This window comes from Zhaonella formicivorans (genome assembly GCF_004353525.1).
Lineage (GTDB): Bacteria > Bacillota > DUOV01 > DUOV01 > Zhaonellaceae > Zhaonella > Zhaonella formicivorans.
In genome coordinates this window covers 2,290,020-2,305,502 of record NZ_CP085524.1, presented here as the reverse complement: position 1 = coordinate 2,305,502, position 15,483 = coordinate 2,290,020, and the positions used below count along the sequence as shown (strand labels likewise).

Here is a 15,483-nt window from a genome sequence, read left to right as displayed (position 1 = left end):
ATGGCGGCAAGCAATATTGATGTGGAGAAAATCAGCCTGGCAGTGAATAAATGCTGCAAGACCGAGGAGGAGTGCGGTACCTGCGCCAAGTCAAAGTGCCTGATCGGTTTTGCTAAAATGGCTTTGGAGTATACCCAGAAGAAAAATACCGTAGTCATCAGCAAAGGGGCAACCTTGATTCCCACCGGTGATTATAAGGTCTTCTACCGTGACGATTTGATTGATGCCCTGGTAGAAGTTTTGGGCCAGTGCCAGGACTGCCAGGACAACCACGAAGAAGACTGCGTGATCAATATCATCAGAATGGCCCTCGAAATGGCCCTTTTGGGTGAGCACCCTGAGTATGAAGGCAGCGCCTTCGCTTACCTGATGAAAGTGCTAAAACAGAGCCCTGAGGTGGGCAAAGTGCTGCTGGAAAAGTTCAAAGAAAGATAAGGCGCATAAAATAAAAAAACCGTTGCTTTGCTATAGCAGCGGTTTTCTTAGATACTTTATTATTGCTTTTGAATAATTTTTTTTGTATCAGTTTTTGCTAAGATATGATGTAAAAAACTTGTTTTAACATTTTTTTTCATTTCAAATTCACTTGGCGAATATGCAATTACTTCAATTGGCTTCATAACTTCCGCAAGAGCGTCTCCTAAAATTTCTAGACGTTGCCATAAAGGCATATTTGAAAATACAGGTGAAACTACAATAAGATCAATATCGCTATCTGAGTCGGCAGTCCCTTCTGCCTGTGAACCGTATAAATAAGCACTGGAGATAGTAACTCCCATTTTATTTAAAGCCTTCAAATATGCAGCAATAGTTTCATCTATCAGATCTGCTGTTTTAAACACTGGACCACTTCCTTTGCTTGTTTAAGATAAGAACTAGTAACTTCTTGAGAATAATCTTGGATTGCCTGATCGAGATCTTCTGGGTAACGGGTAACTACACCAGCCAAACTAAGCCGTGTAATAAATTTAACCTGTTCATCTGATAATTTAGCATTTCCTGAATTAAATAAATATACAGGGTTATGGCTCCGAGGCGGAGTATTACCGGTATGCTCAACGATGAGCGCTTTTAAGGCTTTTCGACAGCCAAGTGGCACATGAATATTGTATATATGTAGCGCCCTGCTTTGAACATGTCCTCAGCTGTGCCTAGGTCATATTCAGCTTGTATAATCCATTTGGCGGACTCAATAAACATACATATTTTACCACCTTTTACGTATATTTTAGCATTAAAAAGTTTCACGATCAAACAAACATTACTTTGTTTAATAGACTGATTGTTTATACTTAGACTGTACTGGTTCAGTGCAGCTTTTATTTTTTGTCACGCATTTTCATGCCGGCAATAGATTCATAAAATCAGTCCCAAAAGAATATCTATAAATAAGACAAGCTAAACTTACGGCCGATTGCTAATAGGCACCTATGCTACTGTCAGAACGAATGGAAAATTTTAACCCATTTTCAAGATAGGCGGCCAATCTCTCTGCAAAGGACTGATCCTGTGAAACGGTTAATTGCACTGGTAGTTTGTCTCCTGATTTTCGCCCTGATCGCCCTCCCGGCCTTGGTAGTGCTAAACGGTGAAAGCCCAAAAGTAAAAGTTAAGGCGACCGGTCCTATGCTCCGCGTCTTAAACCATGCCACTAAAAAAATTGAAACTATACCCCTGGAAGAGTACCTGGTTGGAGTGGTGGCCGCCGAAATGCCCGCCCTCTTTGAACCGGAAGCGCTGAAAGCCCAGGCAGTGGCTGCCCGCACCTATGCCCTAAAAAAGATGCAACTCAGCAGGAAAAGCCCCAACCCTCACCACCAAGACGCCGACGTCTGCACCGACCCCGGCCACTGCCAGGGCTGGCTGTCGGAAAAGGAAATGAAAAAGAAATGGGGATTACTGAGGTACGCCCTTAATCATAAAAAAATAGCGGAAGCTGTAGAGAAAACCGCCGGAATTGTCCTGGTTTACCAGGGCAAACTCATTGACCCTGTTTATCATTCCACCGGTGTGGGACGGACCGAAAACTCGGAGGATGTGTGGCAGTTTGCCATTCCTTATTTAAAGAGCGTTCCCTCCCCTGGGGATAAAGAGTCGCCAAAGTTTCAAACTACAGTGACCTTATCTTTGGCCCAGGTGGACAAAGCGCTGGGCACCAACTTGCAAGCAGTACCCGCAGCCAAGATCAACAGCGGGTCCCAGGGTACCCTGAAAGTGTTGGAAAAGACAGGCACCGGCAGGGTTAAGTCCATCCAGGCGGGGGATAAAACCTTCTCCGGGGAAGAATTCCGCCGCCGGCTGGGACTCAATTCCTCCAAATTTGAGTGGAAAGCGGAAAGGGACAAGATCACCTTTACCGTCACCGGCTACGGCCACGGCGTGGGCATGAGCCAGTACGGCGCCAATGCCATGGCTAAAGCAGGCAAGAACTACAAGCAGATCCTCAGCCACTATTACACCGGCACCGAATTGAGAAAATATGTAAGCGATAAGGGGAAATAATTAAATAAATCCAATATTTACAGCCCTCCCCCGATGATGATAACCAAGATTGGTACTGGACACGCTCATGGCAAGAAGGGGAACGTGAAGCCGATGCAGATGTTTTAGCAGGGCGGGTAGAGCGCTTTCAAAATGTAGAAGATGCCATGAAAGAATTGCATCGCTTCACGGAGGAAAGAATAACATGGTGAGATGTTAGCGAGAGTAGACTCCCTACTCTCTTTTTATTTGTTCATGTTATTTGTTCATAAGCGGGTGGAGTAAACTAACAACTAGCAACTAACAACTATTCGGACAGGCCAAAGAGCAGGTATAAGTTCGGTAAATAATGGAAAAACTTTTAGGCAGAGAGGTGATATCTATGCAAAAGCCCCTGCCTGATTTCAAGGGCTACAAAAAAATCATCAACTTAAAATTTTTACATCTGAACATACCCAAATTCAAGGAATTGAAACCGCCGGTATTATATCCGCCTTTATACGTCTTATTCTTCGGCTTGATAGTTTCCGCTGTAGTGCTTGGGATCACTGCCTACTGGGAAAACAAGCTGGCGCCTGTAGCCTATAAGACCGACAACCTGGAGACCGCTGCACCTCAGGAGACAGAAGTAATTTTTATTAATCCACCCTCTGCCGGGGAGCGGGCTGGGGTATCCCTCAAGCCACCGGTAAAAACGGAAAACAAACAAACACCGGTGGCAGCCCCGGCAAGCGCTCCGGTTAAGGAGGAAACTAAGGAGCCAGATTTAAACGGCATGCTGCAGCCAGTGCAGGGCCAAATCGGACAGGGATTTGCTTTTGTCTACTCCCAGGTGCATGAAGATTACCGCCTCCACCCCGGCGTGGACTTTATTGCCCAAAAGGGCAGCCCGGTTAAAGCAGCCCTTTCCGGTAAGGTCGAAAAAGTCGAACAACTGTCCGATGGAGGGTACAAAGTTACTCTTACCCACGGTGCAGGCTGGCAAACAGTCTACAGTGCGCTGGAGACCGAACTGCAGCAAGGGCAGCAGGTGGACCAGGGAACGACTCTGGGTCGGCTGGTAGGCGAAACCCCCGGCGAACCGGACCAGGGATCGCACCTGCACTTTGAACTCCGCAAGAGCGGAAAAGCAGTAAATCCGGCTGAATACCTGCGGTAGCAGCCAGCTGACCTAATGCACTACTTTATAGCGTAATTGGCTGAAGGCTGACAGCTGATAGCTGAAAGCTCACTTCCTGTTCTACTTGCACGCTTCCCCTCATATAAATAAACAGAATACAAAAAGGGGAGGCCCGAGTATGCAAGACTATATCCGCCAAAGGGTGCTGGATATCAGCAATTATATCATTCAATCCAACTCTACTGTCCGTCAAACCGCGGCAGTATTTGGCGTAAGCAAAAGTACCGTCCATACCGTGTTAAGAATTGGTGTCGGTTGCACTGGGTGTTCGAATACGCCGCCTGATAGATAAAATGATACGCATTGCTAAGAGAATCTGTTGCTAATAGAACCTGCCTTTGTTTTATGCGAGGCAGGTTTTAATATGTGTGTGATCTGTTGACTTAAAATTAGGCATGTGGTTATAATAATTTATAAAAGTGTGATAAACTGACGCAAAATATGTATAAAAATGTGATATTTTGGAGGTGGGTATTGTGGAAAGGCTGATCATGCAGGAGTTGCTGCAGTGGAAAAATTCCAGGCACCGGAAACCGCTCATTTTAAAGGGTGTCCGGCAGGTGGGCAAGACATGGCTGCTTAAAGAATTTGCCAGACGTTATTATGAAAATATTGCGTATTTTAACTTTGATGAACACCCGGAATACAAGCAGTTTTTTGAAAACACAAAGGATGTGGAGCGGATTTTACAAAACTTGATGATGGCCAGCGGCCAAACCATCAAGCCGGATAAGCCGGAGGCCACACTCATAGTCTTCGATGAGATCCAGGAATGTCCTAATGCTCTGAATACACTTAAATATTTCTGCGAAAACACACCCCACTATCATGTAGCCTGTGCAGGTTCTCTTCTGGGCATTGCCTTGTCTAAGCCTGCTTCTTTTCCTGTAGGCAAAGTAGACTTCTTGGAAATTGGGCCTATGACCTTTACTGAATTTTTAATGGCCAATGGTGACGGCAATCTTGCCGCTTACATGGACAGCATCGACAGGATTGAGCCAATTCCGGATGCCTTCTTCAACCCACTCTATGAAAAGCTCAAGATGTATTTTGTTACAGGTGGAATGCCGGAATCTGTCAGATCCTGGACGGAAGACCGGGATGTTGAACTTATGCAGCAGGTGCTGTCCAATATTTTGGGGGCCTACGAACGGGACTTTGCCAAGCATCCTGATCCCAAGGACTTTCCTAAAATATCGCTCATCTGGAAGTCAATACCTTCTCAGCTGGCCAGGGAGAACAAAAAGTTCATCTATAAAGTTGTCAAGGAAGGCGCCCGGGCCAGAGAATATGAGGATGCATTGCAGTGGCTTTGCGATGCCAACCTGACTTATAAGATATACCGCAGCAGTGCGCCGGGACTGCCGATTTCCGCTTATGACGATTTGTCTGCCTTCAAGCTTTATATGGTGGACGTGGGGCTCTTGCGCCGTCTGTCGCTTTTGGCGCCTTCCGCTTTCGGCGAAGGCAACCGGCTGTTTGTGGAGTTTAAAGGAGCGCTCAGCGAGAATTATGTGCTGCAGGCATTGAGAAACCAGTTTGAAGCTATGCCTCGGTATTGGACGATGGACAATCCCCGGTATGAAGTGGATTTTCTGATCCAGAGAGAAAACGATATTTTGCCCGTAGAGGTTAAATCGGAAAGCAATGTCGAAAGCAAAAGCCTGAAGAAGTTTAAAGAAAAATACGGTGACAAGGTCAAGCTCCGTGTCCGTTTTTCATTGAACAATCTGCGGCTGGACGATGATCTGTTGAATATTCCGATGTTCATGGCCGATTATGCCGACAAACTCATCGGGATGGCGTTGAAGCAGCAGGAGAAGAATTAAGTCTTGTTCAAATTGAAAAAGGCAATTACTTCTGAATTTAAGGAACCTGTAAAAGGAACACCCAGAGCGAAATAATACATGATATATGCGGGCTTTGTCTACAAGCTGTACTGCTGGCATCTTGCTGCGGTTTTTGCTTTTATGCCAACTCCATAGAAACACAAGAAGGCTGATAGCTGACGGCTGCAAGCTGACCTAATGCACTACTTTATAGCATAATGGGCTGAAGGCTGACAGCTGATAGCTGAAAGCTCACTTCCTGTTCTACTTGCACGCTTCCCCTCATATAAATAAACAGAATACAAAAAGGGGAGGCCCGAGTATGCAAGACTATATCCGCCAAAGGGTGCTGGATATCAGCAATTATATCATTCAATCCAACTCTACTGTCCGTCAAACCGCGGCAGTATTTGGCGTAAGCAAAAGTACCGTCCATAAAGACGTAACAGAACGCTTACCGCAGATAAATGAAGGATTGGCCAACCAAGTGCGTATCGTTTTAGAACAAAATAAAGCGGAACGGCACCTGCGCGGCGGAGAGGCAACACGGAAAAAATACAAAGAAAATGAAGTTTCTTAAAGATATAAAAGGAATTTGCCTCTTTTTGGCGAATAAAATACAGCTGTAGCGAAATCTACCATCTGTAACAATATTTGTTTTTTTATTTTCAGCTGCTCAAAGTGATTTAGCTTCTGCCAACGGACAAGCTATACTTTTCACATAAATCATACTCGGGAAGGGAGCAGGGATAATGTTTGGTTTTGGGATGGACATCGGGGTAGATTTGGGTACAGCCAGCGTACTTGTTTACCTGAAAGGCAAGGGAATAGTCCTGAATGAACCATCGGTAGTAGCTATCGATAAGACCTCCGGGCAGTTAATCGCAGTAGGCGAGGAAGCCCGCCGGATGCTCGGCCGGACCCCAGGTAATATCGTAGCCATTCGCCCGTTGCGGGAAGGCGTCATTGCAGATTATGACACAACGGAACGGATGCTCCGTTACTTTATAGATAAGGCCTGCGGCAGAAAATTCCTTTTTAAGCCCCGGGTAATGGTCTGCATACCCTCCGGGGTGACCGGAGTGGAAGAGAGAGCGGTCAGGGAAGCAGCCCTGCAGGCCGGGGCCAAACAGGCCTACTTGATCGAAGAACCCCTCGCCGCTGCATTGGGAGCCGGCTTGGATATTTCGGAAGCCAGCGGCAGCATGGTAGTGGACATCGGCGGCGGTACTACCGACGTGGCGGTGCTGTCCCTGGGAGGCGTGGTCTTGTCCAAGTCCCTGCGGGTTGGCGGCGACAAATTTGATGAGGCCATCGTGCGCTACATCCGCCGGGAGTATAACCTGATGATTGGCGAAAGAACGGCAGAAGAGATGAAAATCCAGATCGGAACCGCTTACCCTGCCGGCAAAAAGGGAAACACCTCCATGGACATCCGGGGCCGGGATTTGGTCAGCGGCCTGCCCAAAACCATTACGGTCACCTCCGATGAAGCTAACCAGGCCCTGTTTGAGCCGGTGGAAGCTGTAATAGGGGCGGTGAAAGAAGTATTGGAAAGGACCCCGCCCGAACTTTCCGCCGATATTATAAACAGAGGCATTGTAATGACCGGCGGCGGCTCCCTTTTAGACGGCCTGGACACCCTGCTCCAGGAGGAGACAGGCTTACCCGTCTATGTGGCCGATGACGCCATCTCCTGCGTGGCGTTAGGCACCGGCAAAGCCCTCAGCATGCTCAACGTCCTGCAGAAAAGCGGCGTGTTGTCGAAAAAAGTTATATAAAGTGAATAAAGAAAATTTTATAGGTTATACTATCCTACCGTAGTGCTTCAGTCGTAAGTCCTTAGTTGTATGTATGGCTTTTGTGGACTTATAGAACCAGTATCCATTGCTCATTAGTAATTATAAATCCGACGACAGAATGCTAAGAGCTGATGGCCGACAACTGAAAGCTGATAGCTGACGGCTGATAGCTGTTGGCTGACCCCAGGTATGAGGTGAAAGAATGCTGAAGAAGTCCCGTAAGCTAAACCGGCTGCTTGCCCCCGTTATCGTCGGGGTGTTAGTGGCTTTTCTTTTTATCGCCGCGCAAGTGCTGTTTCTTAAATTCAGGCAGCCGGAAAGCAAACCTGCTGTTTCCCCTCAGATTACATTTTCCCACGCTGGGGAATTCAGGCAAAAAGAAAATGCCTACGAACTTTCCCCGGAATACCTTCCCCTGGATAGGGACCCTGGTCCGGTTTACCAAATGGCAAGCCCCTCCTTTACAGCGCTACCGGGCAGACCCAAGGCGGAGTTAACACCGGAACCGGAAAACAAACACCTCAACACACAGAGCAATAACCTCAATGTGCTGTTTTTGGGGGTGGACGGTGACAAGCTCCTGATGTGTTCCCTGTACAGCATTAACTACCGGGATAAAATGCAGTCGGGAGCTGTTTTTACCCCCACTTTCTCCCTGGTACCTGGGGAAAGCTACACTTTTGCCCAATTATACCGGCGGGAAGGGGTGAGCGGGGTAAAAAAGGTGCTGGAAAAGGAGATGGAGGTGCACATTGCCTACCACATCCTGATCCAGAGAGCCGTCTTCGACGAAATAGAAAAATTCATTGACCCCATCTACATCGACGGGGAAAAGGTGAACTTAGCCGACCTTTTTACCATGAAAGTAGGGCCCAAAGATCAAGAGATCTTGGGCGCCCTGATGCGGGAATTCACCAAACCCGGGACGTTTTTTATTGACCTGCCCAGGCTTATTTTTAGCGCCAAAAAATATGTCAGCACCGATTTTAAAATCAACCCTAAAAACCTCATGCTGCATTACAAAATTGCCCGGGGAGTTGACACCACTAAAATCACCAAAGTCATCCTCCCTGGCCGTACAAAGCTCATCGGCGGCCAAAAACACTACGAACTCCTGACCTACCCCTTGCAAAACACCATCTACGAAATAACCCGGTAAAAACGGACTCGAAAGAGCATAAAAATAACGCGAGGAAACCCGCCTCGCGTTTGTTTCTACTGGCTAATGGCTGACAGCTGATAGCTGACAGCTTCCCTAGCCGATTTTCTTCTTTTCTTTTTTCCTTCCTAATTCAAGCTGCTCATCAATATCCATTATTTTCACCAGGAGCTTAGCCTTTTCGCTCCCTCTGGCGGTAGTCCACTTTTCCAGTAAGACGTTGCGCTCTCTTTCCAAAAGATTAAGGTGTCCTCTCATGATGCCCCTCCTTTCGACAACTGTTCCTAATATATACATGTGAAATACGGTACATGCTAATGTATAAAAATAAAGCTTTTTATTTATAATTATACTCCTCTTTTAGATATTTCCCATGGATGATCATGTGAAATATGGTACATTCTTTTACATCATCCGCTATCCACATGTATGATTACTAGTACAAAAATACTCCTCTTTAATCACAGTATACCTTATTGTGAAATTTAGTGCAATACTTTTTAACTAAATTTTTAGAAATTTTTGCGCTTTATTTCTAAACCATTTTCCAACTATTTCAGAGGAATATTTACAGGAAATTCAATACTATTGTCGAAGACATTATTAATATTGCCTAAAAGGGGTTGTCTTTATACCCAATACAAGAATAAAGTTTGAACTACTGGCTTACTGACCAGAGAGGAATACCACACTGTAATCGGCTGAAAGCTGACAGCTGACGGCTGCTGGCTGACAGCTGCTGGCTGAAAGCTGATGGCTGACAGCTGATAGCTGATAGCTGACGGCTGCTGGCTGATAGCTGACGACTAATGACTAAGGATGAAATATAGAAGGGAGAAACTCGCATGAATATCAAGCGTTTCTTTATAATTAGTCTCGCCGTGATTATCCTCGGCTACGCTGTAGGCAGTGCTGTGGCAGACCAGCCTCTGCCCGGCAGCGATGCCGACCCTATAGTTACCAAGAGCTACGTGGACAATTACATCAATAGCGCCATAAGCGGACTGCAGCAAGAAATAGATAAATTAAAAGTACAAGTAGCTGAGCTGGAAGAAAAAGTAAAGGGGCAAAAGAGTGTCAAAAAAGAAACAATAACGCTCCGGATCGGAAGCAAAACAGCTTTTGTAGGGGAAAAGGAAGTTCAGCTGGATGCAGCGCCCTATTTACATAACGGCACAACCATGCTGCCCTTTGCCTTCATTGGCGAGGCCCTGGGCGCCAAAGTGGGCTGGGTAGGGGAGGCCAAAACCGTGTCCTTTGAATCAGGACAAAACAGGATTGAACTGCAAATTGGCTCCAAAGCCGCCCTGGTCAACGGGACTATTGTGGAACTGGATGCCCCCCCGGTTATCAAAAGCAACCGCACTCTGGTTCCCCTGCGCTTTGTTTCCGAAAACCTCGGCGCCAAAGTGGAGTGGGTAAAGGAGACCAAAACCATAAAAATAACACCTTAGATTCCTCAGTTACATTAAAATCTTCATATATTAAGTAAGTGGGGCGATTCCCGGATAAGTATTTATTCGGGGATATTCCCCGGAAAAGCATATATCTTGGGTAGGGTGTGTCCTTGTATCTCGGTAACTGACCTGGAAGAAACACTTACAGCTAATAACTAAGAAGGTAGACTAAAGCTGAAAGCTGATAGCTGATAGCTGAAGGCTGACAGCTGCTGGCTGACGCTGATAGCTAAAAAAGCCTTGCCATCTGCGATAAATAGAAGTATAACTATATAAGATGCTGCCTAAATAGAAGTAATTCGGGGACATCCCCCGAACAAGCATTCATTCTGGAACATTCCCTGAGCAAGTATAAATCTTGCATAGGGGTGTGTCCCCGTTCCTTGGCTCGAATAGCTGCCGGCTAACGCTGACCCAAGAGGAATACCTGCAACTAGGGACTGGTGACTACTCCAGCGAAGTACTTGCGATTAACAACTCAGAAGGCTTAAGCTTAAAGCTGAAAGCTGACGGCTGAAGGCTGACAGCTGATGGCTTAGTGACTAACAACTCGCCCCTACAGGGCGCTTGGTGGTGATTAAAAATGGCTGACAATTACGATAGCGATTTCTGGTACGATGTGTCCCAACCCAAAAAAAGAATCAAAAGAAAAAAAGGTATTCCCTGGATACCTACCATAATAATGCTGATTGTTGTCTTTTCAATCTTTACTTACGGCGGCTACCGCTTTGCCGAGTGGTGGTTAAATAAGAGCTATGCTTCCGGCGGTGAAAAACTGCCTTCCGAAGAAATACTGCCCGACGACAAGCGCCTGAATGTGCTGCTTTTGGGAGTGGACCAGCGGGGTAACGAACCTGCCCGTTCCGATACCATCATAGTGGCTTTTCTGGACCTGAAAAAGCCCGATGTCAAGCTTTTATCCATTCCCAGGGATACCAGGGTGGATATCCCCGGGCGCGGCAAACAAAAACTCAACCATTCCCATGCCTTTGGCGGCCCCGAACTTACGGCCCAAGTAGTTAGTGATTTATTAGGCGTGGATATCGATAAATATGTGGAAGTAAACTTTGAGAACTTCGAGAAGATCATCGATACCTTAGGCGGCATCGAGATGAATGTGGAGAAACGGATGCTATATAAGGCAGAAGGCATCGATTTGCAGCCCGGCCTGCAGAGGTTAAACGGCCACGATGCCCTGGGCTACGTCCGCTACCGTAGCGATGGCGACGATACCACCAGGATAAAACGCCAGCAGAAGTTCTTAAAAGAGCTGGCAGAAGAAACAATTAAACTCAGCACTGTCTGGAAACTGCCTAAACTGGTCAGCGAAGTAAATGCAAGCGTGAAGACCAATCTGTCAACGAAAGAAATGCTGGCCCTGGCCAATGTTATGCGCAAAACAGATACCTCGGCTATCGAGGGTACCATGCTGCCGGGGACACCGGAATACATCGGCGGCATCAGCTACTGGCTGGCTGACGAAGAAGAGGTTAAGAAGCTGGTGGACATCTATACCGGTAAAGTGCAGCCCGAACCCGAATCCTCGGAAAGCACGACCTCTGACGCCGGCAATCAGCTTTAATCGGGGACATTCCTAGAATTAATCGGGGACATTCCCCGAACAAGTGTTAAATCGGGGACATTCCCCGAACAAGTATAAATCTTGCATAGGGGTGTGTCCCCGTTCCTTAGCCGGGGTGTGTCCCCGTTCCTCTAGTGTATAATTGGGGACATTCCTCATCGTTCATACTACATGCATGAGAGGTGTCCCCATACCGCTGTCCGGTTTAAAGCTACCGTCTGATAGCTGATAGCTGTAGGCTACTTGCTGATAGCTGATGGCTGCATATCTCTAGAAAATTGACCCCACAAGAATACTTGCAACTAAGAACTAACAACTATCAACTGACAACTGACAACGGACCCGAGATGTTTTCGGAAAAAGTTTTAAAAATTTTTTCCGAAAAAGTGCAAGAAAGCAAAAGCGGGGTGCGTATTACATTATGAGAGTAGACATCCTGGGGACCAAAGTTGATCAAGTGACAATGCAACAGGCCCTGGAAAAAGTCGAGGAGTACATTAAAAATCGAGAGCACCGACATATAATCACCCTGAACGCCGAAATAATTTACCGGGCGCAGCATGAACCAAAGCTTAAAGAAGTAATAAATGCGGCGGACCTGGTAACGCCCGACGGAGCCGGTGTGGTCTGGGCCTCGCAAAAACTCGGCAATCCCCTTCCCGAAAGAGTCACCGGCATCGATTTGATGCTGGAGATAGTTAAGGAAGCAGCCGTCAAGGGTTGGAAAATCTACCTCTACGGGGCCGCTCCCGGTGTAGCGGAGCTGGCTGCCGAAAATTTAAAGCAAAAATATAAAAATTTAAAGATAGTGGGAACCCAAAACGGCTTTATTCCGTCTAATGAAATGCCGGCCCTTTTGGCTGATATCAAGGCCAAAGACCCCGACATCCTCTTTGTAGCCCTGGGTGCTCCCAGGCAGGAGTACTGGATCCGGGAACATTTGGAGGAACTGAATGTACCCGTCTCCATAGGGGTAGGGGGGAGCTTCGACGTCATCGCCGGCAAAGTAAAAAGAGCCCCCAAAATATTTCAAAACATGAAACTGGAGTGGCTCTACAGGCTCATCAAGGAACCCCGCCGCTTTGGCAGGATGCTGGCATTGCCCAAATTTGCCCTGAAAATTATGCAAGAAACCAGAAAAAAACAGCGTAGTAAATAGTGTGTAAAGTAAATGCACATTAAAAATTTATTAAAACCTTTACTGCCTAAAGGAAATCTGTTCTTTGAAAACGAAAAATATCACATAAGTCACTACGGCGTTAGCCGTGAGCGATTAAGACTTAGCAATCTTTCTTAATTGCTGACGGCTGACAGCTGATAGCTGACAGCTGACGTTGCCTTTAGGTTAATTGCAATAAAACCAAAAGTGAAGGGAGTGATTCACCGCATAGCGCTAAACTAATCTTCAAAACACCAAGTTTTATCACAAAAAGAGACAAAAAATCAAAGGGGGATTTAAAAGTAATGAAGAAGATGAGAAAAATCATCTCTCTAATCGTTGCACTGGCTTTCCTCTTCAGCATCGCAGTTCCAGCAATGGCAGCCGAGCCGACAGCTGCTGAAAAAGCCGGCAACAAACTTCTATCCTTAGGCGTTATTGAAGGCTATCCTGGTGGAGGACTTGGTCTTGACAAAACCATTACCCGCGCTGAAATTACAGTAATCTTAGCTAAATCAACCGGAATGAAAGATGCTGCTGAACTCTTAAAGAGCACTCCTTCTAAGTTCAGCGACGTTAAACCTGGTGAGTGGTACACAGGCTGGATTAACTTAGCCGCTGCTCAAGGTTGGGTTAAAGGTGACCCACAAGGTACTTTCCGTCCGAACGATCCTGTTTCCTACAGAGAAATCGTAACTATGTTAATGAAAATCTTAGGGTATAATGATAACCTACCTGGTGATTGGCCAGTAGATTATCTCGTTAAAGCTGCTGCTTTAGAAATTACTAAAGATGTAGCTTTCGATGCTAAAGCTCCTGCTGTTCGTGGCGATGTGTTCCAATTCGCTTCTAAAACATTGGAAACCAAGATTGTTTCTTACGATAAAGACAATGATAAATTCAATGAGTCTGCTGATACTCTTTTGAGCAAGTACTTTGACAGTGGAACAGTCGTAGACAAAGTAGTTGTTAAGTCTGTGACTAAAGTTAACGGCAAAATAAAGCTTAATGGCATCGAAATGACTGCTGATGCTAAAATCGTCGGCGCAGCTGACGCAGCTGGCTTACAAGATAAATATGTGAAGTATATTTTGACTGATGGCAAGATTAGCTACGTAGAAGTTAAAGACGGTTCTTCAGTAGTTGAAGGCGTATACGTTTCAACAGTTAACAGCATTGCTGAGAATGCCAGCATCAAGATTAAAGTTGGTTCTGACGAAAAGACTTATAAGTTTGGCAAAGACGCAGTCGCTAGTATTGTTTACAAAGATGAAGTTGTTGATTTTAGTAAAGAGGGCGTTGCTGCAGCCGATGTTATTAAATTGACTCTTGATAAAGATGGTAAAGTAGTCGGTTTAAGAGCAATTGATGTTGATACACTTGCTAACATGAAAGACGCTATTGTTAAGTCCGTTGACGCCGCAAAATTGAAAATCACAGCTAAGCGTGGCGATGACTGGAATTTAGATGAGGATGCTGATGACTATAACTATGTAGTAGTTAAAGACGGCAAATTTGTAGATTTCAGTGACATCAAGGAAAATGATATTGTTTATGATTTTGGTAGCGTTTATGATGTAGACAATTACTTTGTAGTAATTGGCAAAAAAGTAGAAGGCACCTTTGAATCTGTTTCGAAATTTAGTGGCACAGATGTTACACAAATCAAAGTTGATGGCAAGAAGTATGACTTCTCCGGCGTTTGGTCTACAGATAACGGTGATGACTTCAATGCTACAACAATGCAGTTGAGCGATGCCAAAGATTTCATCGGTAAGAATGTAGTACTTGGCTTTGGAATTAATCCTAACAGCCCAGTATATCTAGCTGGTGATATTGACACCTCTGAAGACTCTTATAAATACGCTTTATTAATCAAGAGATTACCCGATGTGCCGAGCAGTACAGGAACTAATGATTATCTAAGATTCCTGCTTGCTGATGGAACAAAAGTTTCTTATCTTGTCACTGATGATTCTGCTGATTTAGCACAAACTGCTGTAACAAGTGATGTTTATGATTATGCTCTTGTTAAGTTCACTTTAGACAGTGATGGTGCTATTGACAAGTTTGAGGTAGTATCTCTTGCAAGTGCCATGACTCTTGATATTACAGATGTTAAGGACAATACTAGAGTATACTATAACAGTTCTTGGTTAACTGCTAACAACAATACTGTTGTCTTTAGAGTTTACAATGATGATTTAGAAGAGAAAGCTGTAACCTCTAGCTTCTCCTCGCTGTATAGCTATATTGATGACGGCCAGACCTTAGTTGATACTTATGCATATGTTAAAGATGGCGTTGTCAAGTATATCGTTGTTAAAGACCGGACAGCTTTAGCTTCTTCTACCATGTATGCTATCTACACTGGTAGTGGCTATAATAAAGATGGTTACACCATTACCTTAAACGTTAAAGGTGAAAGCAAGACATACAATGTTAAAGCCGATGCAGATCCAGGCTTAACTAAATATCGTCTTGTATCTTACACCTTAGTTGATGGTAAGACTGCTAACGAAGCAGTTTACAGTGTATTCAGCCCAACTAAAGCGGTTACCAAGATTAATAGCTCTGCCAACATGGTCGAAATTGATAATGTTTGGTACACTATTAACTCTGATTCAGTTATCTACGATGTAACTGATGATGAAGTAAATGTTATTGGTCTGAGTGGCATTGCAACTGATGACATAGTAGTTCAGTTGAAAGCTAAAGATGGTGTTATCGAATACTTAGTAATCGATAACGACTAAAATACCTTTTAAATAGGGAGCAACTTTTTAGTTGCTCCCTATTTTGTTCGCTTTTCAGCAGGAACCAAGGGGAAGGTT

At 45.3% G+C, this 15,483-nt stretch carries 13 protein-coding genes and 2 pseudogenes; 12 read left to right on the top strand and 3 right to left on the bottom strand.

Features of this window, described 5'->3' with window-relative positions:
• Positions 1 to 435 (top strand): hypothetical protein, encoded by a 435-nt coding sequence (locus tag EYS13_RS11230; protein WP_227762517.1) that lies wholly within the window; start codon positions 1 to 3, stop codon positions 433 to 435.
• A gap of 59 nt (positions 436 to 494) precedes the next feature.
• On the opposite strand, the gene EYS13_RS11225 is transcribed toward EYS13_RS11230, so the two are convergent.
• Together EYS13_RS11225 and EYS13_RS16575 are read right to left on the bottom strand one after the other, a co-directional pair.
• Positions 495 to 842 carry a nucleotidyltransferase domain-containing protein gene (locus tag EYS13_RS11225; RefSeq protein ID WP_227762516.1) on the bottom strand — a complete coding sequence of 116 codons (348 nt, stop codon included), beginning with the start codon at positions 840 to 842 and terminating at the stop codon, positions 495 to 497.
• Positions 821 to 1,137 (bottom strand): annotated as a pseudogene (locus EYS13_RS16575) (HEPN domain-containing protein). Before EYS13_RS16575 ends, EYS13_RS11225 begins: the two are co-directional and overlap by 22 nt.
• Positions 1,138 to 1,509: 372 nt before the next feature.
• Between EYS13_RS16575 and spoIID the strand changes: the two are divergent.
• The 7 genes and pseudogenes from spoIID to EYS13_RS11185 all read left to right on the top strand — a co-directional run bounded on the left by spoIID (position 1,510) and on the right by EYS13_RS11185 (position 8,451).
• Positions 1,510 to 2,502: a stage II sporulation protein D gene (gene spoIID, locus EYS13_RS11215; protein WP_227762515.1), complete on the top strand. Its 993-nt coding sequence runs from the start codon at positions 1,510 to 1,512 to the stop codon at positions 2,500 to 2,502.
• 361 nt (positions 2,503 to 2,863) lie between these two features.
• Entirely contained in the window at positions 2,864 to 3,640 is a 777-nt protein-coding gene (locus EYS13_RS11210) for a M23 family metallopeptidase (protein ID WP_227762514.1), read from the top strand.
• Positions 3,641 to 3,779: 139 nt separating this feature from the next.
• Positions 3,780 to 3,893 (top strand): annotated as a pseudogene (locus EYS13_RS11205) (sporulation transcriptional regulator SpoIIID); the annotation flags it as partial.
• A gap of 244 nt (positions 3,894 to 4,137) precedes the next feature.
• Positions 4,138 to 5,490: an ATP-binding protein gene (locus EYS13_RS11200; RefSeq protein WP_227762513.1), complete on the top strand. Its 1,353-nt coding sequence runs from the start codon at positions 4,138 to 4,140 to the stop codon at positions 5,488 to 5,490.
• A gap of 322 nt (positions 5,491 to 5,812) precedes the next feature.
• Positions 5,813 to 6,070 (top strand): sporulation transcriptional regulator SpoIIID, encoded by a 258-nt coding sequence (gene spoIIID / locus EYS13_RS11195; RefSeq protein WP_227762512.1) that lies wholly within the window; start codon positions 5,813 to 5,815, stop codon positions 6,068 to 6,070.
• Positions 6,071 to 6,242: 172 nt separating this feature from the next.
• Complete coding sequence (gene mreB, locus EYS13_RS11190) at positions 6,243 to 7,271, top strand: rod shape-determining protein (RefSeq protein WP_227762507.1); 1,029 nt, start codon at positions 6,243 to 6,245, stop codon at positions 7,269 to 7,271.
• Between the two features lie 223 nt (positions 7,272 to 7,494).
• Positions 7,495 to 8,451 carry an LCP family protein gene (locus EYS13_RS11185; RefSeq protein ID WP_227762506.1) on the top strand — a complete coding sequence of 319 codons (957 nt, stop codon included), beginning with the start codon at positions 7,495 to 7,497 and terminating at the stop codon, positions 8,449 to 8,451.
• 96 nt (positions 8,452 to 8,547) lie between these two features.
• Here the strand turns inward: EYS13_RS11185 and EYS13_RS11180 are convergent, their stop codons facing one another.
• Positions 8,548 to 8,709 (bottom strand): hypothetical protein, encoded by a 162-nt coding sequence (locus EYS13_RS11180; RefSeq protein WP_227762504.1) that lies wholly within the window; start codon positions 8,707 to 8,709, stop codon positions 8,548 to 8,550.
• A gap of 587 nt (positions 8,710 to 9,296) precedes the next feature.
• On the opposite strand from EYS13_RS11180, the gene EYS13_RS11175 reads away from it, so the two are divergent.
• The 4 genes from EYS13_RS11175 to EYS13_RS11160 all read left to right on the top strand — a co-directional run bounded on the left by EYS13_RS11175 (position 9,297) and on the right by EYS13_RS11160 (position 15,405).
• Positions 9,297 to 9,905, top strand: a complete 609-nt coding sequence (locus EYS13_RS11175) for a copper amine oxidase N-terminal domain-containing protein (protein ID WP_227762503.1) — start codon at positions 9,297 to 9,299, stop codon at positions 9,903 to 9,905.
• A 586-nt stretch (positions 9,906 to 10,491) separates the two neighbouring features.
• Positions 10,492 to 11,490: an LCP family protein gene (locus EYS13_RS11170; protein ID WP_227762500.1), complete on the top strand. Its 999-nt coding sequence runs from the start codon at positions 10,492 to 10,494 to the stop codon at positions 11,488 to 11,490.
• A 421-nt stretch (positions 11,491 to 11,911) separates the two neighbouring features.
• The gene (locus tag EYS13_RS11165) at positions 11,912 to 12,649 is read left to right on the top strand and encodes a WecB/TagA/CpsF family glycosyltransferase (protein ID WP_227762498.1); all 738 of its coding nucleotides are present in this window, start codon (positions 11,912 to 11,914) and stop codon (positions 12,647 to 12,649) included.
• 305 nt (positions 12,650 to 12,954) lie between these two features.
• Positions 12,955 to 15,405, top strand: a complete 2,451-nt coding sequence (locus EYS13_RS11160) for an S-layer homology domain-containing protein (protein WP_227762497.1) — start codon at positions 12,955 to 12,957, stop codon at positions 15,403 to 15,405.
• The last annotated feature ends 78 nt before the right edge of the window (positions 15,406 to 15,483 follow it).